Origin of the sequence: Limnohabitans sp., assembly GCF_046052765.1 — a bacterium.
GTDB lineage: Bacteria > Pseudomonadota > Gammaproteobacteria > Burkholderiales > Burkholderiaceae_C > Limnohabitans.
The window spans coordinates 1-17559 of the sequence record NZ_JAVLFQ010000057.1 but is presented as its reverse complement, the minus strand read 5'-3'; the positions used below and the strand labels follow the sequence as shown (position 1 = coordinate 17559).

The 17559-nt window shown below is 52.9% G+C and carries 17 protein-coding genes; 13 read left to right on the top strand and 4 right to left on the bottom strand.

Annotation, left to right across the window (positions count from 1 at the left end):
• Window positions 1-35: 35 nt before the first annotated feature.
• Together ppsR and AC9UG7_RS07980 are read right to left on the bottom strand one after the other, a co-directional pair.
• Window positions 36-1421 carry a transcriptional regulator PpsR gene (gene ppsR, locus AC9UG7_RS07985; RefSeq protein ID WP_509586352.1) on the bottom strand — a complete coding sequence of 462 codons (1386 nt, stop codon included), beginning with the start codon at window positions 1419-1421 and terminating at the stop codon, window positions 36-38.
• A 130-nt stretch (window positions 1422-1551) separates the two neighbouring features.
• Complete coding sequence (locus tag AC9UG7_RS07980) at window positions 1552-2367, bottom strand: cobalamin B12-binding domain-containing protein (RefSeq protein WP_509586350.1); 816 nt, start codon at window positions 2365-2367, stop codon at window positions 1552-1554.
• A 163-nt stretch (window positions 2368-2530) separates the two neighbouring features.
• Here AC9UG7_RS07980 and bchF point away from each other — a divergent pair, with 163 nt between their 5' ends.
• The 13 genes from bchF to AC9UG7_RS07915 are packed head-to-tail and all read left to right on the top strand — an operon-like array spanning window position 2531 to window position 15528.
• Window positions 2531-3040, top strand: a complete 510-nt coding sequence (gene bchF / locus AC9UG7_RS07975) for a 2-vinyl bacteriochlorophyllide hydratase (protein ID WP_509586348.1) — start codon at window positions 2531-2533, stop codon at window positions 3038-3040.
• Window positions 3037-4326: a ferredoxin:protochlorophyllide reductase (ATP-dependent) subunit N gene (locus tag AC9UG7_RS07970; RefSeq protein WP_509586346.1), complete on the top strand. Its 1290-nt coding sequence runs from the start codon at window positions 3037-3039 to the stop codon at window positions 4324-4326. Before bchF ends, AC9UG7_RS07970 begins: the two co-directional genes overlap by 4 nt.
• Before the next feature lie 12 nt (window positions 4327-4338).
• The gene (gene bchB, locus AC9UG7_RS07965) at window positions 4339-5946 is read left to right on the top strand and encodes a ferredoxin:protochlorophyllide reductase (ATP-dependent) subunit B (RefSeq protein WP_509586344.1); all 1608 of its coding nucleotides are present in this window, start codon (window positions 4339-4341) and stop codon (window positions 5944-5946) included.
• Between the two features lie 24 nt (window positions 5947-5970).
• Window positions 5971-6882: a ferredoxin:protochlorophyllide reductase (ATP-dependent) iron-sulfur ATP-binding protein gene (gene bchL / locus AC9UG7_RS07960; RefSeq protein WP_509586400.1), complete on the top strand. Its 912-nt coding sequence runs from the start codon at window positions 5971-5973 to the stop codon at window positions 6880-6882.
• 1 nt (window position 6883) lies between these two features.
• Window positions 6884-7609 (top strand): magnesium protoporphyrin IX methyltransferase, encoded by a 726-nt coding sequence (bchM, locus tag AC9UG7_RS07955; RefSeq protein ID WP_509586341.1) that lies wholly within the window; start codon window positions 6884-6886, stop codon window positions 7607-7609.
• Complete coding sequence (locus AC9UG7_RS07950; RefSeq protein WP_509586340.1) at window positions 7606-9030, top strand: BCD family MFS transporter; 1425 nt, start codon at window positions 7606-7608, stop codon at window positions 9028-9030. The genes bchM and AC9UG7_RS07950 overlap by 4 nt, the downstream gene beginning before the upstream one ends.
• A 33-nt stretch (window positions 9031-9063) precedes the next feature.
• Entirely contained in the window at window positions 9064-9825 is a 762-nt protein-coding gene (puhA, locus tag AC9UG7_RS07945; RefSeq protein WP_509586338.1) for a photosynthetic reaction center subunit H, read from the top strand.
• A complete protein-coding gene (gene puhB, locus AC9UG7_RS07940) occupies window positions 9822-10496 on the top strand; it encodes a photosynthetic complex putative assembly protein PuhB (protein ID WP_509586336.1) in 675 nt (224 codons plus the stop codon). Before puhA ends, puhB begins: the two co-directional genes overlap by 4 nt.
• Window positions 10493-10969 carry a photosynthetic complex assembly protein PuhC gene (puhC, locus tag AC9UG7_RS07935; RefSeq protein ID WP_509586334.1) on the top strand — a complete coding sequence of 159 codons (477 nt, stop codon included), beginning with the start codon at window positions 10493-10495 and terminating at the stop codon, window positions 10967-10969. Before puhB ends, puhC begins: the two co-directional genes overlap by 4 nt.
• Before the next feature lie 3 nt (window positions 10970-10972).
• Window positions 10973-12085: a magnesium-protoporphyrin IX monomethyl ester (oxidative) cyclase gene (gene acsF, locus AC9UG7_RS07930; RefSeq protein ID WP_509586332.1), complete on the top strand. Its 1113-nt coding sequence runs from the start codon at window positions 10973-10975 to the stop codon at window positions 12083-12085.
• Between the two features lie 23 nt (window positions 12086-12108).
• A complete protein-coding gene (puhE, locus tag AC9UG7_RS07925) occupies window positions 12109-12951 on the top strand; it encodes a putative photosynthetic complex assembly protein PuhE (RefSeq protein ID WP_509586330.1) in 843 nt (280 codons plus the stop codon).
• The gene (locus AC9UG7_RS07920; protein WP_509586328.1) at window positions 12948-14486 is read left to right on the top strand and encodes a phytoene desaturase; all 1539 of its coding nucleotides are present in this window, start codon (window positions 12948-12950) and stop codon (window positions 14484-14486) included. Before puhE ends, AC9UG7_RS07920 begins: the two co-directional genes overlap by 4 nt.
• On the top strand, window positions 14467-15528 hold the full coding sequence (locus AC9UG7_RS07915) for a phytoene/squalene synthase family protein (protein ID WP_509586326.1): 1062 nt from the start codon (window positions 14467-14469) through the stop codon (window positions 15526-15528). Before AC9UG7_RS07920 ends, AC9UG7_RS07915 begins: the two co-directional genes overlap by 20 nt.
• A gap of 161 nt (window positions 15529-15689) precedes the next feature.
• Here the strand turns inward: AC9UG7_RS07915 and def are convergent, their stop codons facing one another.
• Both def and AC9UG7_RS07905 read right to left on the bottom strand, forming a co-directional pair.
• Entirely contained in the window at window positions 15690-16214 is a 525-nt protein-coding gene (def, locus tag AC9UG7_RS07910) for a peptide deformylase (protein WP_509586324.1), read from the bottom strand.
• An 18-nt stretch (window positions 16215-16232) separates the two neighbouring features.
• On the bottom strand, window positions 16233-17384 hold the full coding sequence (locus AC9UG7_RS07905; protein WP_509586322.1) for a serine hydrolase domain-containing protein: 1152 nt from the start codon (window positions 17382-17384) through the stop codon (window positions 16233-16235).
• Window positions 17385-17559 lie beyond the last annotated feature (175 nt).

Here is a 17559-nt window from a genome sequence, read left to right as displayed (position 1 = left end):
AATCTAAGTTGACGCTTTTCGTCGGTTCCTAGGGTTTACTCTGAGTCGGTCTCTGACACCATGCCATAGCGATGCAATTTGACGTAAAGGCTCTGGCGGGATAAGCCCAGCATCTCGGCAGCAGATGCGCGGTTGTTATGGGTCAAGGCCAGCGCGGCCTGTATGCACATGCGCTCGATCATGGTGCTTGTCTCACCCACAATATCTTTCATGGGCATTCGCCCCACCAATTGAGACAACTGCTCGACGGAGTCGGCCATGCCTGAAGTGGCCGTTTTGTCGCGAGCCCTGCCGAGCTGAATGTCGCGTATGAAAAAACCATACGCTGGTTCATTGCCACCCAAAGTCACAGCTGATATTTCTACCGCCAACTGCACGCCTGCCACCGTGCGTAACTCGGTGGCGTAGCCCCTGAGTGTGCGTGACTGGCGTAAATTGTTGAGCAACACACCCAGATCGACCTGACCCCGCTCTAAATAATCTTCGATATTTTTACCAATCAATTGACTGCTGACGCTCAAGCCCAGCATGGCGCATATTTCTGAATTGGCAGCAAGAATGACGCCGTTGCGATCGCTGACCATGAAACCCACGGGCGCATTTTCCAACGCGCTGCTAAACCATTGCTCGCTGTGCCGTTTCATCATCGAACTCGACGATACAAATGAAGACTGCAAACGCAACAAAAACTGTGGCCCCCCCTCTTGCACAAACACGGAGACGTGCAACATGCAGTCCTGTTCAGCCTTGAGACTGCGAACGCGCGCAGATTCTGTGCGCCCCGAGGTTTGAGCAGACCGCAGCAAAGCATCCAAGGCCTCACTGGATGTAGTTTCGAAGCACTGTGCAACGTCACTGCCCGGCAACCGCTTGAGAATATCCTTGAAGACCAGTTGGGCCGAATGGTTGGCTTCCATGACGCGACGCTGCGTGACATCCACCACCAGCATAGGCTCAGCCACAGAATCAAACAGCAGCCTGTAGCGTGCTTCCATGTGGCGCAAACGCAAGTAGTCACGCTCCATGGACTGATGCGACTCCACCAAACGGCGCTGCATTTGCGACACACCACTCAGATCTCGGCCAAAAAGCCACAGTTGCTGGCTTTGGGCAAAAACAACTGGCAACAACTGCAAGGGCATATCCACATTGTCAGGACTAACGAAATTGACATGCCTCCATGTGTGGGAAGTATCGTCTGCAGTCACACTTAGCAACTGCTGGACTTTGTCTTGGCTGTCAATGGTTGCCAAAGAATGGATGTTTTTTCCCTGCCAAGTAGACAAATCTAAACGCTTGAGGTCTCTGCCATTCACCTGAATGCTTTGAATATCACCCTGAAAATCAGTCACAAAAATAATGTCCGACAACGTTGTGAGCAGACCATCAATTTTGTCTAGGGGTAATGGTATAGGTTTCACTTTGAATGATTTGAATAGGTTGAGTTTTTATTAATTTGGATACACCTGTTTATTTGCTATTTGAAAATATATATTGAAACTCAATGCATTCTAAGCTTGCTGTCAACTTGATAGACCTATTTTGGCGTCATCAAGAATTGACATCTCCAAGAGACAGGTTCATTTGAACATGCTGTTTGGCCCGTGATTGTGCCTGATCGGCCCTTAAACAGGCAAAATCAGCGCCTAATAATTGAGACAAATCAGGGCATAACCTTAGCAAAGGCCCCCCGACCATGACTTGAACCTGTGGATTGCCAGATTGTTTTCGTAAACGCGCAATCAATTTTTTGACCGAGGGAATCTGGTGGTCCTCGGAGAGTGAAATCCCTATCAAATCCACCCATTCCGACTTGACCGCACTGGACATGTCCTCATCCGTGAATTGATTGGCGCTGAAAACATGCCAGCCATGTCGCTTGAAATACTGAGACAAAAGCAACAATCCCAGCGAATGGTGAGAGCCCTCGGGCTTGAGAAGCAAGGCATTCAACTGCCGGCCCGGTGTTTGCATTTGCCCACCCAGGACAAATTCGGAACTCAGGCTGTAAACCAGCTCTTCCAACCTAAAAATACCCGTGGTGACTTGAATGAAATCAATTTCGTCATTGTTCCACCAATCATGAAACAGGCGGGCGGTTTGCGGAATAGTGTCTAAAAACAGACTTTCAATGTCATATTCTTTGGCAAGCAAGCCTCTTGCATAGGCCTCGGCTGCGCCAGAATGGTTGGAAACACAGGCTTTTCCCAGCAAAACGCTGTGCTGCCCCTGTAATGAGGCCTTGGCATAGGTTTTCACTGCGGTGTCCAACAATTGCGGAATGACATGGGAAACCAGGGTTTGGTGCAGAGGCAAATTGATTTCTTGATTGATGGTGATTTCCAATAGAGCCCCCGCGCAATACATTTCTTGTCGTTAATTCGAATAAACCCCTAAAGTGTCAATGTTTTTAGACACAGCGGACCTAGGGAAAACCCCGCTTATGTCATCTTTAAATAACGTCAATTTAAGTTGACACATTCACGTTCTGACTCTAAAGTCAATTCATGGACATCGACCAGCATGAGACATGATTGAATCAACCGCACCGACAATCAGCGTCGGCTTATATACACCTGAGGAACGCGCCCGCCGCGATGCCACTATCTGGACGCCGGTACAGGGTTTTCTGGCGGCTTTCCAGTTCATTGTGTTTGCCGTCAGCGTTTGTCTGATCACCCGCTTCATGGTCACCGGCCTGGGTGAGACTGCAGCCATTTGGTCCGTGGTATTTAAAACCATGGTGCTCTACGCCATCATGGTGACCGGCTCCATTTGGGAGAAGGTGGTGTTTGACAAATGGTTGTTCGCCCACTCATTTTTTTGGGAGGATGTATTCAGCTTTTTGGTGTTGGGTTTGCATACTGCCTATTTATGGAGTTTGTATACCGGCAACATGAACACTTACCAACAACTTTGGCTGGCACTCGCGGCCTATGCGGCTTACGCCATCAACGCCGGTCAATTTTTACTCAAACTGAGGGCAGCCAGGGTTCAGGAGCGTGCCACCTTGGCCATGCATCAGGAATTAACAGCATGACGCCCGTCATTCCCATTCGTTCAGACAGCAGCGGTTGCGACCAGTCGCCGGTGGTGACCACGGAGCGCGGTCAGCGTGAAGTATTTTGCGGTCTGACAGGCATCATCTGGTTGCACCGCAAGATTCAGGATGCGTTTTTCTTGGTGGTGGGTTCGCGCACGTGTGCCCACCTTATCCAGTCGGCGGCTGGGGTGATGATTTTTGCCGAACCGCGTTTTGGCACGGCCATCATCGACGAACGTGACCTGGCAGGCCTGGCCGACTGCAATGACGAGCTCGACAAAGTGGTCGACAAATTGTTGTCGCGACGCCCAGATATCCGGACCTTGTTTTTGGTGGGTTCCTGCCCTTCTGAGGTCATCAAGCTTGACCTATCCCGTGCCGCCGAGCGCTTGAGTCGCCAGTTCAATCCGGGTGTGCGGGTGCTCAACTATTCGGGCAGCGGGATTGAAACCACGTTCACACAAGGCGAAGACACCTGCCTGCAATCCATGGTGCCGGTACTGCCCACTTTGCCTGCCCAAGCCAAACCCCGTTTGATGGTGGTCGGTACGCTGGCAGACATTGTGGAAGACCAGTTGCGCCGTCTTTTGACAGACATGGGTGTTGCAGAAGTTGACTTTTTCCCACCACGCAACAGCACCGAACTGCCTGCGGTAGGCGCTGACACGGTTTTTTTACTGGCTCAGCCATTTCTCCCCGATACAACACTCGCGCTAGAGGCGCGCGGTGCCAAGCGCTTATCCGCACCCTTTCCGCTGGGCGTGGAAGGAACAACCGCATGGTTACAAGCGGCGGCAAATACGTTCCATGTGAGCCACGAGACTTTCGACAACGTGACCCGTGCTGCCAGACAACGCGCAGAAGCGGCGTTGGCACGCATACGCAGCCAGTTGGAAGGCAAGAAAATCTTTTTCTTCCCCGACTCACAGCTTGAAATTCCATTGGCACGTTTTCTTCACCGCGAAATGGGCATGCAATTGTCAGAGATTGGCACACCTTATCTGCACCGCAAATTGATGGCCGAAGAATTGGCCATGTTGCCTCCAGGCAGTCGCATCACCGAAGGCCAGCATGTGGAAAACCAGCTGGATCGTTGCCACGCCGAAGCACCCGATCTGGTGGTTTGCGGTCTTGGTTTGGCCAACCCGCTGGAAGCTCAAGGCCTTGCCACCAAATGGGCCATCGAGCTCGTTTTCACCCCCATCCAAGGCTACGAGCAAGCCGCTGATCTGGCTGAATTGTTCAGCAGACCGCTGCGCCGTCGCATCAAACTCGCCGCCTGAGGAACAACTCAAATGCAACTCACACTTTGGACATACGAAGGACCGCCGCACGTTGGCGCCATGCGTGTGGCCACAGCCATGAAGGACGTGCATTACGTGTTGCATGCGCCACAAGGCGACACCTACGCTGACTTGTTGTTCACCATGATCGAGCGTTTGCCACGCCGCCCGCCAGTCACTTACACCACATTCCAAGCACGCGACCTCGGCGGCGACACCGCCGAGTTATTCAAAGATGCGGCGCGCGAGGCTCATGCACGCTTCAAGCCCAACGCCATGCTGGTCGGCGCCTCATGCACAGCCGAGCTGATTCAAGACGACCCAGGTGGTCTGGCGCTGGCATTGAACCTACCCATACCTGTCGTGGCACTCGAATTGCCGGCTTACCAGCGCAAAGAAAACTGGGGCGCTTCTGAAACTTTTTACCATTTGGTGCGTGCGCTGGTGCCTGCTGGTCACAGCCGCACACCCCTCGAAGGCCGCCAAGCGGTTTGCAATATCTTGGGACCGACCGCGCTTGGATTCAGACACCGCGACGATGTCAAAGAAATCCGTGGTTTGCTCGAAGAACTCGGTATCAAAGTCAATGTGGTCGCGCCGCTGCAAGCTTGTGTGGCTGACATTCGCCGCTTGCCCGAAGCCGATTTCAATGTGGTGTTGTATCCCGAGCTTGGTCGTACCGCAGCGCAATGGTTGCAACGCAGTTGCGCTCAGCCCTTCACCCAGTGCATTCCTTATGGCGTGAACGGCACGTTGGACTTTATCGCTGAAGTTCAACAGCTCGCTGGCATGGCAGACCCGACGCAATCCCGCGAGGATTTCATGCGTAGCTCACGTGCACGTTGGTATGCCAAATCGGTGGACTCCACTTACCTGACCGGAAAGCGTGTGTTTGTGTTCGGCGACGCCACCCACGCCATCGCCGCCGCGCGCGTGGCGCACCAAGAGATGGGATTTGAGGTGGTCGGTTTGGGCACGTACAGCCGCGAATTTGCACGCGAAGTCAGAGATGCAGCCAAGTTGTACGGCATCGAAGCGCTCATCACTGACGACTACCTTGAAGTTGAAGACCAGGTCAAAGCGTTACAGCCTGAGCTGCTGCTGGGCACGCAAATGGAACGTCACATAGCCAAGCGACTGGGCGTGCCTTGCACCGTCATTTCTGCGCCCATGCATGTACAAGATTTTCCTGCACGCTACGCACCGCAAATGGGATTTGAAGGCGCCAATGTGTTGTTCGACACCTGGGTACACCCGCTCATGATGGGACTGGAAGAACACTTGCTGGGCATGTTCCGCGAAGACTTCGAGTTCCACGATGGTGCCGCGCCCTCTCATTTGGGGTCAGGCCACGGTGCACCAGCCAAATCCATGGTGCTACCACTCACACCGTCAAACAACGCTGAACAAATTCACTTGGCGCAAGACAACGGCACTGCCAATGGCAGCGCCGCAGCCTCCACCGACTGGGCGCCAGAAGCCGAAAAAGAATTGAAAAAAATCCCGTTTTTTGTACGCGGCAAAGCGCGTCGAAATACCGAGTTGTTTGCCCGTGAACGCGGTGTGTCGCAAATCACGGTCGAAACCATGTACGAAGCCAAAGCCCATTTCAGCAGATGAAGTCCCAACAGGAAAAATGTCATGATTGAAACCGCCAACATTCCGCTCAGCGCCATCACACGCGGCCCGCGTCCGCCCGATGGAGAAGGCAGTGTTCAAGTGCAAATGGACCCCAGCGTCAAGATCGGCAACGCCAAGGTGTTTGCCATTTACGGCAAAGGCGGCATTGGCAAAAGCACCACCTCATCCAACCTGTCGGTTGCGTTCAGCAAACTCGGTAAACGCGTGCTGCAAATCGGTTGCGACCCCAAACACGATTCCACGTTCACGTTAACCAAAAAGCTCGTGCCTACCGTTATCGACGCCTTGGAAACGGTTGACTTTCACGCCGAAGAGTTGCGCCTCGAGGACTTTGTGTTCCCCGGCTACAACGGCGTCATGTGTGTCGAGGCTGGAGGCCCGCCAGCAGGTACGGGTTGCGGCGGTTATGTGGTGGGTCAAACTGTCAAACTGTTGAAAGAACATCATTTGCTTGAAGATACCGATGTTGTCATTTTTGATGTGCTTGGTGACGTTGTGTGCGGCGGTTTTGCCGCACCACTGCAGCACGCAGACCGCGCACTCATCATCACGGCCAACGATTTCGATTCCATCTTTGCCATGAACCGCATTGTGCAAGCCATTGGCGCTAAATCGAAAAACTACAACGTGCGCTTAGGCGGCGTGATCGTCAACCGCAGTGACGCCACCGATCAGGTCGATAAATTCAATGCGGTCACTGGTCTTAAAACCATGGCGCATTTCCCTATGCTGGACGAAATCCGCAAAAGCCGTTTGCAGAAATGCACTTTGTTTGAACTCGAGCCCACACCAGCGGTCAAAGCTGTGCAGGACGAATACTTGCGTCTGGCTGCAGCCTTGTGGGCGGGTGCCGATCCCCTGCCCTCCATTCCGATGAAAGACCGGGACATTTTTGATTTGTTGGGATTTGATTGAGATGAACCACGCCAGTTATGTCGCGCGTCGCGGCCAGATCGAAACCTATTTCGATCGCACCGCAGCCAAGGCTTGGGAGGTACTCACCTCCAATGCGCCTGTGGGTCGCATTCGCGCCACTGTGCGCCGTGGCCGTGACCAAATGCGCCACACCTTGCTCTCTTGGCTGCCCGAGGACATGACTGGTTTGCGTTTACTTGACGCAGGTTGCGGCACTGGTGCGTTAGCGCAAGAAGCCATGAAGCGTGGCGCCCATGTGGTAGCTATCGATTTGTCACCCACGTTGGTGAACTTGGCGCGTGAACGCCATGCCCAAGACTTGTTAAACAATCCAGCACTCAGCGCCAAAGGCGGCAGCATCACTTTTTTATCGGGTGACATGCTGTCGGCTGAACACGGCGATTTCGATCATGTGGTTTGCATGGATTCGCTCATCCATTACGAGACTCAAGACATTGCCAACGCGGTGGAGTCATTGAGTAAACGCACCCGAACTTCTATCCTGTTCACGTTTGCGCCGCATTCACCCTTGCTGGCCACCGCACACGCCATGGGGCGCTTGTTTCCGCGCACCGACCGGTCTCCGCAATTGGCACCGGTTCGCCAATCTACCCTGCATGTGTACATAGAACGCGCTGTGCGCAGCTTCGGATGGCGCCCCCTACGCATGCAACGCATCTCTAGCGGTTTTTATACCTCTCAAGCTTGGGAGTGGGTACAAACATGAAATTGCATATGCGCCCACCAGCATGGATGAAATCCATCATGATGCAATACGTGCCGTTTGCAGATGCGGCTTCGCCGGATCTGCCGCTGGGTCGCTTATTCAGGCTTGCGCTGTTCCAGTTATCGATTGGCATGACCATGGCACTGCTGGTGGGCACGCTCAACCGAGTGATGATCATTGAACTTGAAGTGCCTGCCTGGTGGGTAGCGCTGTCGGTGGCGTTGCCACTTGTGTTTGCACCCTTGCGTGCCATGATTGGCTATCGCAGTGATACACACCCGTCGGCACTGGGCTTGCGCCGCATCCCTTATATGTGGATGGGTACGCTGTTGATGTTTGGCGGTTTGGCAATCATGCCGTTTGCATTGTTAGGTTTATCAGACCCGCGCGAAGGCTATTTGTGGGTCATCCGTTTCGGTGCTGCGATGGCGTTTTTATGCGTCGGTGCAGGTATGCAAATCACACAAACTGCTGGTCTTGCATTGGCCTCCGATGTGTCGCCTGAAGACAAGCGGCCACGTGTGGTGGCGCTGATGTACGCCATGCAATTGGTAGGCTTGATCGCAGGTAGTGCCGCTCTCAGTTTGTTACTTAGCGATTTTTCTCCCCAAAAATTGATCCAAGTGGTTCAGGGCTGCGGCGTGATGGTAGCTGCGCTCAATCTGGTGTCCTTGTGGAAACAAGAGGCGCGCAGCAGCAAACGCGGAAAACGCGAGCCTGATGGTTTTTCTCACAACTGGCGTCAACTCATGGCCTTGCCTCGCATGAAACGGTTTTTATGGACCGTGGGTTTGGGTACTGCCGCTTTCAGTATGCAAGATATCGTGCTTGAGCCGTATGGCGCTCAGGTACTCGGACTGGATGTCAGCCTAACCAGTGCACTGACTGCCATGACCTCCGCAGGCGCATTGCTGGCTTTTGCGCTGTCTGCCCGCTTTTTGTCACGCGGCATGGATGCATGCAGATTGGCGGCCATCGGTGCGCTGATCGGCTTGCCCGCATTTGCTTGCATCATTTTTTCAGCGCCTTTGCAATCAGCGCTGTTGTTTCAAGCAGGTGCCACCTTTATCGGTTTTGGTGGTGGCTTGTTTGCAGTCGGTATGTTGCTGACTGCCATGGCGATGACAGACAAAGGACAAGCGGGCATGGTTTTGGGCGCATGGGGTGCGGTGCAGGCCACCGCCTCTGGTTTGGCCATGGCTGCCGGTGGCGTGACTCGCGACTTGGTTGGTAATTTGGCGGAACAAGGCATGCTTGGTGAAGCATTGGTTTCGCCTGTAACTGGTTACAGCGTGGTGTTTCACATCGAGATGTACATGTTGTTCAGTGTGTTGATTGCTTTGGGTCCGTTGGTCAGCCGCAAGCCGACCCCACGTGATCCCAAAGACACCCGATTCGGTCTGGCAGAACTGCCAGGCTAACTTTTTCTAAGCGCTCTTTAAAGGAGAATGACCATGGAAACAGGTGCTATTACGCAGTATGTAGATGTCGCACAAATCGTGCTCTACATGTTCTGGGGATTTTTTGCCGGTCTGATTTATTACCTTGTCCGCGAAGGCCACCGCGAGGGTTATCCCATGGACAACGGCCATTTGCAAGGCGGTCCGGTGCAAATCGGCTGGCCCGTTCCCGAGCCCAAGGTATACAAGATGGCAGATGGTCGTGAAATTTTGGCTCCTGATGTCAACCGTCCAGACGGCAGTTACACAGCACAGCCTGCGCATGGCTGGCTGGGTGCTCCGCTTGAGCCGTTGGGTGATCCTTTGCTTGCTGGCATCGGCCCGGGCGCATGGGCGGCGCGCGCCGATGAACCGGACCTGTACCACGGCGGTGAAATCAAAATTGTTCCTTTGCGCATCGCTGCTGACCATGGCGTGATGTCCCCCGACATTGACCCGCGCGGACTGCCTGTGTATGGCTTGGACCGTTATGAAGCAGGCCATGTGAAAGACCTGTGGGTTGATCGCTGCGAGATGATGTTCCGCTACATCGAAGTGTCATTGCATTCAGGTGATACCGTGTTGTTGCCTATGACTTTTGCGCGAATTAACCGCCGTGGCGTCCATGTGTCTTCCATACTCGCCGCACAATTTGCCAACGTGCCAAAAACCAAAAGCGACGTACAAATCACCTTGCTGGAAGAAGAAAAAGTCACAGCCTATTACGGCGCTGGCACGCTTTACGCCATGCCTGAACGTCAGGAGCCTTTGTTTTGAACGTCAACCCGCACCACGAACACGAATTTGAGGCAGCCCCCGGTCTGCCCGAAGCTCTGCCCGCAGGCGAACGCTTGTTGTGGCAAGGTATGCCTGATTGGAAACAATTGGCGTTACATGTTTTCCACGTGCGTACCTTGGCTGTTTACTTTTCTGTGATGGTGGCATTGCAAGCGTTGTATTTGCTGGGTGAGCCGGCGTCCCGAGTGTTTGTGCCTATAGCCACCAGCGTGGCACTCAGTTTGACCGCCTTAGGCCTGTTGACTTGGTTTGCTTGGCTGACGGCCCGCACGGCTTTGTACACCATCACCAGCAAACGGGTTGTCATGCGTATTGGCATCGTGCTGACGCTGACTTTCAATCTGCCTTTACGCATGGTGGCGGCGGCCAGTGTCAAGCCAATGAAAAACGGCATCGGTGACATTGCCCTCAAACTCGCCGGGGATGACCACATCGCTTGGCTCAACCTGTGGCCACATGCCAAACCTTGGGCGCTGAAAAACCCAGAGCCATGCTTGAGATTCATTCCTGATGCAGTGCGGGTTGGCGAACGGTTGGTTCAAGCTTGGCGCGAAGTCAACCCGTCCGTACCCGTCATGCTTGGCGACATCATCGAAGAGCCAGTGGCATTGCATATGAACCCACACCACACAGAGGCAGTATCCGCATGAACCAATCCATTTCCAACCAACACCTGCCCGGACAACACGGTCTGACCGGTTGGATATTTGTGGGTTTTTTATGTAGCGTGTTGCTGGTCGTCGGTTTTTTACGCGGCCAAGGCATGGTGACACCGCAAGACGATGCACCGGTCAGTTGGAAACGCAGTCTGCGCTTTGAAGACAGGCCCAATGGGGACGTTGCAGTGGTAGACCCCGAAACCCAATTGGAAGTGTCTCGGTTCCAAGGTGAACAAGGCTTTGTCAGAGGTACGCTGCGCACCCTGTCACGAGAGCGTATGCGCCGTGGCATAGGCGCTGGCCCTGCATTTGAGCTCGTCGGTCATACCGATGGCCGATTGACATTGCAAGACCCCGCCACGGGCATACGTATCGACCTTGAGTCTTTTGGCCCAACCAATATGTCGTCTTTTGCACACTTGCAAAACACCACCCCGTCCCCTCAGAAAGCGCTTCAGGAGTAAGCCATGACCAACACCGCCACATTAGATTTTGATCACGTCGAGCTGTTGATCGGAGCTGTTGAAAACGCAGCCGATGCCAACGCCAAAGCGGTACGTAATACGGTGCTCAGCCCGCGTTTTTACACCACCGACTTTGACGCAATGGACAAGTTGAACGTGGAGTCGGTGCGCACCGAATGGGATGTGATGATGAAAGAGTACGAGGGTGATAACAACCACGACCACTTTCAACGCGACGACGCGTTTGCAGAGGAAGTGCGTGTGCTGATGCCGCAACTGTCACCTGAAATGCGCCAGGAGTTTCTGGACTTTTTAATCAGCTCACTCACCTCAGAGTTTTCGGGTTGTATTTTGTACAACGAAGTGCGCAAGCATGTGAAGAACCCGGACATCAAGCAATTGATGACGTTCATGGCACGCGATGAATCCCGCCATGCCGGTTTTATCAACCAGTCGTTACGCGACTTTGACTTAGGCATAGACTTGGGGCAACTCAAGCGCACCAAGTCCTACACTTTCTTCAAGCCTAAATTCATTTTTTACGCAACCTATTTGTCTGAAAAAATCGGCTACGCGCGTTACATCACGATTTACCGTCAACTTGAGAGAAACCCTGACAAGCGTTTTCACCCCATCTTTCGCTGGTTTGAGCGCTGGTGCAATGACGAGTTTCGCCATGGCGAATCGTTTGCACTCATCATGCGCTCTCAGCCCGAATTACTGCGTGGTGTGAACCTGCTGTGGATTCGCTTTTTCATTCTGGCGGTCTACGCCACCATGTATGTGCGCGATCACACGCGTCCGTTACTACACGAAGCCATGGGCTTTGAATCCACAGACTACGACTACGAGGTGTTTCGCATCACCTCGGACATTGCGCGTCAAGTCTTTCCTATCGAAGTCGATATCGAACACCCAATTTTCCGCGCCTGCATGACGCGTCTGGTCGAACTGTCCATCGCCAATGCCAAGGCTAAAGAACGTGGCGGCGTATTCGGCCTGATCGGTCGCGCCAGCACAGCTCTGCAAGCCGTGTTCACCTTTGGTCGTTTGTATATGTTGCCGGTCAAGAAAAATGTATTGCCTGCAGACATTCGCATGCAACCCACTTGGTAAGGAAAACCTAGATGTTTGAATTTATGTCCACCCCTTTAGGCGCCTGCTTGTTTGCGGTGTTCTGCTGGTGGCTGGGCACGGGCGCCATATTGTGGTTGGTGCGCCTGCCGACATCCACGTTTCGCTGGAGCATGTTTTTTCTCAGTTTTTTACTCGGCGTGAGTTTGTGGACCACCTCAATCAGCATGCGTTCGAATTCCGTACCCAATGCCTACATCGGGTTTGTCAGCGTGATTGCCATGTGGAGTTGGCATGAAATGGCTTTTCTCACAGGATGGTTGGCTGGTCCAAGGCGTATTCCACTCGAACCCGGACTCGGCATCCATCGTCGCTTTGGCCAATCGGTCATGGCCTTGCTCTACCACGAGGTGGCGTTGCTGTTCAATTTCGGCGTGCTACTGGCATTGCAACAAGGTCAACCCAACCATGTGGCCTTGTGCACCTTCGCCTTGCTCTGGTGTATGCGTTTGAGTGCCAAGCTCAATTTGTTTTTCGGTGTACCACAAGTCGGTGAGCAATATTTGCCCGCGCATTTGCGCTACATAGGCAGCTATTTCAAAAGCGGTCGCATCAGCCCGTTCTTCTTTTTCACCATGGGCTTGTCCGTGGTGGTCTGGTCTTGGATGGTGTGGGAGTTGCAAAGCGGTGCGGTCGTCATCAGCACAGGGTGGGTATTGTTATCGGCCCTGCTGGGTTTGGCCATCATTGAGCACGTGTTGATGGTGATTGCCTTGCCGCTGCAACGCTTGTGGGGCTGGGCCATGAAACGCAGTCCTTATGGCGCTTACAGGGTGTCTGCGATAGACACACATACTTCTTCTGTCATCGTCCCAGTCAACCCAGCTAACCAGGCAGATCCCGCATGAATGCATACCGCGCCATAGGTGAACGAGCCGCTGGTGGAACTCCAGCCAGACATTCTCCACGCGCCTTGGTCATAGGTAGTGGTTTTGGCGGATTGGCTGCCGCCATTCGCTTGAGCGTTCAAGGTTACCAAGTACAAGTATTGGAAAAGCTGGATGCGCCTGGTGGCCGTGCCTATGTGCACAAGCAAGACGGGTTTACTTTTGATGCTGGCCCAACCATCATTACATTGCCGTATTTGATCGAGGAATTGTTCACTCTGTGCGGTCAACGCATGGAAGACTATGTCGATTTGCGGCCGATGTCGCCGTTTTACCGCATCCGTTTTGATGACGGCACACACTTTGACTACAGCAACGATGAAGCGTCAATGCTGTCACAAATTGAAGCTATCAGTCCGTCAGATGTGCAAGGCTTCAAAAACCTGATGAAAGCCTCGGCACAATGCTATCAACTTGGATTTGTCGAACTCGGCTCTATACCTTTTGAGACACTGACTGACGTCATCAAAGCCTTGCCTAATTTGGCACGCATGAAAGCATGGCGCTCGATTTACAGCATGGTGTCATCCTATTTAAAGCACCCCAAACTGCGCATCGTCATGAGTTTTCACCCGTTGTTGATCGGCGGTAATCCGTTTTCAGTCACTTGTGTGTATTCACTGATTCATATTTTGGAGCAACGCTGGGGGGTGCATTCAGCCATGGGTGGTACGGGTGCCATCGTCAATGCGTTGGTCAATTTATTGCAAGACCAAATGGTGCCTATCCGCTACAACACCGCAGTCACCCGTATACGCGTGCAGGATGGCAAAGCCATCGGGGTTGAATTGGAAAACGGTGAATTTATCGCCTCTGAGATCGTCGTCAGCAATGCAGATCCCGCATGGACTTACAAACACCTGATCGAAGAAAAATACCGCCCCAGTTGGAGCAACCGGCGCATTGAAACAGGCAATTATTCTTCGGGCTTGTTCGTTTGGTATTTCGGTACTGACAAGCAATACAAAGATGTGCCGCATCACATGATGGTGCTCGGTCCGCGTTACGAAGGTTTGCTCAAAGACATTTTCAAAAACCACAAGCTTTCTAAAGATTTCAGCCTCTATCTGTACCGCCCGACCGCCACTGACCCGTCGCTCGCGCCTTACGGGTGCGATGCGTTTTATGTCTTGTCCGTTGTGCCCAACCTCAGCAGCGGCACCGACTGGCCAGCCATCACCGAACAATACAAAGACGCGATTGCCACGGTCTTGCAAGACAGCGTATTACCCGACTTGAAACAACATATCGTGACATCCAAAGTCAGCACGCCGCAAGATTTTCAAGACAATTTATGGTCTTACAAAGGCGCGGGATTTGGTTTGGAACCGGTACTGACCCAAAGCGCGTGGTTCCGTCCACACAACCGCAGCGAAGACATTCAAAATTTATTCTTGGTAGGCGCAGGCACTCAACCGGGTGCTGGCGTGCCAAGCGTGTTGATGTCAGCAAAAATGCTTGAACAGGTGATCCCCCATGCCCTTGCCTTTCACTGATCAGGCTGACCGCGACCTGGCTGCTTGCGTAGAAATGATGCGCGGCGGTTCCAAAACTTTTTTTGCCGCCAGCCGTTTATTGCCCAAGCGCATACGCGACGCCGCGATTGCTTTGTATGCGTTTTGCCGCGTGGCCGATGACATGGTGGATTTAGGCGACTCGATAGAACGCAGCTTGAAATTACTACACCATCGCCTAGACCGCATTTATGCCGGGCAGCCAGAGAATACGGTGGAAGACCGCGCCTTGGCTGTGGTGGTGCAACGCCATGCGCTGCCAAGACATTTGCTGGATGCACTGCTGGACGGCTTCGGCTGGGACGGCCACGAGCGCCGTTACGAAACCATGGAAGATTTGCATGGTTACGCTGCGCGGGTTGCAGGCAGTGTGGGTGCAATGATGTGCTGGATCATGGGTCCGCAACAAGCGGTCACACTGGCGCGCGCCTGTGAGTTGGGTGTCGCCATGCAGTTGACCAATATTGCACGCGATGTCGGCGAGGATGCACGCATTGGCCGGGTCTACCTTCCCTTGCAATGGATGCGTGAAGAAGGCATAGACCCAAACGCTTGGTTGCTTGCACCTGTATGCACGCCGGCACTGCAACGCGTGATCGAACGCGTACTGCAAGAGGCCGACAGTTTGTACAAACAATCGGTCGCCGGTATTGCGCATTTGCCGCGCGACTGTCGCTCGGCCATCATGTCTGCCCATTTGATTTATGCAGAGATAGGTCATCAACTGCGCCGCATAGGCATGGACCCAGTGAATCACCGCAGCGTCGTCAGTGGCAAACGCAAACTGTGGTTGCTGGCCTGCGCATGGTTGCAATCGCGCTGGCTGACAGTGCAGCGCCACCAACCGCAACCGCTGGCAGGCATTGCGTATTTGGTCGAGCAATGTCAGTTGAGTGCTCAAACAGCAATGGATATGACTTTGCCTAAACCGCCGCGCATCGAATCTATGTTGAATATGCTGGAGCGTTTGGAAATACAAAGAAGACAAAACTCAGGTGTTCCAGTGAACAGGTTTCAACGCTAAGTCTTGGTAGCTGTCAGGGGTAGCAATTGGGGTCAGCAGTAATTGGTAACTGGGGTCAGGGTCAGTAATTGGGGTCAGCAGTAATTGGGGTCAGTATCCAATTTCCTTGGATAATTGGGGTAATTGGGGTCAGTGCAGCAGTAATTGGGGTCAGTATCCAATTACCCAATCTCTGGAAACAACACCTCGCTATACCCGAACTGCGTAAAGTCTCGCACCCGCATCGGATACAACTTACCGATCAAGTGGTCGCATTCGTGTTGCACCACGCGTGCATGAAAGCCGTCAACCGTGCGATCGATGAGGTTGCCTGTTTCATCAAACCCTTGATAGCGAATGTGCGCCCATCGTGGCACCATGCCGCGCAATCCTGGCACTGACAAACACCCTTCCCAGTCTTGTTCTTCGTCTGCGCCGATGGGCGTGATGAGCGGATTGATCAATACAGTTTTCGGCACCAAAGGCCTGTCTGGGTAACGCGGGTTGATGAAATCGGTGCCGAAGATAACGAGTTGCAAGTTGACGCCGATTTGCGGCGCTGCCAATCCTGCACCGTTCACAGCAGCCATGGTCTCCCGCATGTCTTCGATCAGGCTATGCAACGCTGGCGTATTGAAGTCTGAGACCGGTTCTGCCATTTGCAGCAGTCGAGGGTCTCCCATTTTCAAAATAACTTTGATAGCCATATTCGTTTCACTTTTAATTTAAAGCGCAGACTCAAACAATTCTTGGATTTGATTTTGCACTTCCTCAGTCATCGGTTGCACAAAATCTCCGCCGTTACTGAGGATGATGTAATTCACTTTATGCGTTGGGTTGCCACGTATCAATGTGCGGTACCCATCTTTTTGACCAGGGTGTGAATAAGCGCCAGCGGGTGTGTCCTCAGCAGCCAGCACCCAACCCATGCCGTACTTATCACCGTTCTCAAATGCAGCCATGCCCAAACCTGGCATGGCCATGTTTTGTGCATTGCGCTTATTCACAATTTTGCCATCGCGAAATGCACGCAACCAAATCGCCAAATCGCCAAGTGAACTGTAAATGCCAGTTGGACCTTCTGTTTTAAGTTGTATGCCTTTGGTGCGAACCGTGGCAGCATAGTTCAAGGCCAGCGATTCATCTTGCATCGGCTGTTCAGAATCGACGCGTGTATGTGACATACCCAGGGGCTCAAACATGTGTTTACGTAAACATTCGCCATAACTGATGCCACAGGCTTTGGCGATGATTTCAGCCAATAACACGTAATTGCTGTTGCTGTATTCCACTTTAGAGCCGGGCTCGAAATTCAAGACAGGGCTGTTCCGCCATTTTTCTAACAATTGTTGGTTGGTCAAACCATCAAGCTCGCGAAGCTTGGCAGAGTTGATCTGGTTCATGTAGTCCGGTACGCCTGCACTTTGGGTCAGCAACTGACGCACGGTGATCTTCGACCATTGCGGCGGCAAGTCAGGCAACCATTTGATAGCGGCATCATCCACGCCAAGCAAGCCTGCTTCAACCAATTGCATAATCGCGGCAGCAGTCAAGGGTTTGGAAGCAGAAGCAAGTTCGAATGCGGTGTTGCTGTCAATAGGAATTTGCTTGTCACGCTGTGCCATGCCTCCCCAGTTGTTGTAAACGGTTTCGCCATCGACTTCCAGCCAAACCGCCAAGCCGGGACCTTTGCGTGAATGCAGTTGTTTCATTAACTTGTCGGTAGCATCACGGAAATATGCAATCCGTTCTTGTTTGCTGAGGGCAGAAATGGCTTCATTGGCCCGCACCTGTCGGCCAGTCATCGCTAAGACGATGCCAAGCACAGTGAAGCTGATGCATCGACTGGCTATACACAAAGGGTTGAAAAACTTCATATCAATAGTAAGACGCGTTTCATTGAATTGCCTTGTTGATTTGCTCTTGCGTCCAAGCGGGTTTATCAGGTGCATAACGTTGTCGCATCCACTGAACTAAAGCCGTGATTTGCGCCTTGCTCAAGCTGTTTTCAAATGCCGGCATGTAGCCAATGTCGCGTGAAGCCGCTTGCTG